At 68.9% G+C, this 293-nt stretch carries 1 protein-coding gene; it reads left to right on the top strand.

The genetic code is table 11. The features are described 5' to 3' along the window. A partial coding sequence (locus tag DBV35_RS29830) for a hypothetical protein (protein ID WP_211100086.1) occupies positions 1-293 on the top strand: 293 nt, incomplete at both ends.

Raw genomic sequence — 293 nt, forward strand, 5'->3', positions numbered from 1 at the left:
GTGAGTCGAAGGCGATCGAGAAGAAGTTAGCCGCGATCAAGGCCGGCAAGCCCACCCCGGAGCTGCTCGCCTACGAGTACCTGCAGACGCTGCCGCAGATGGCCGAGGGCGAGGCCAGCAAGTTGTGGGTCGTCCCGTCCGACTTCGGGAAGGCCCTGGAGGGCTTCACCCGGATGCTGGGTGCGCCCGGCGAGGACGGCGTCTTCCGCTACGAGCCCAGCCCCGACGACGGCACCGTCTCCCGGCCCGCCGAGGACGACGGTGTCGAGGACTGGTTCGACACCTCGTCCGAC

The sequence above is a fragment of the Acuticoccus kandeliae genome (assembly GCF_003073115.1).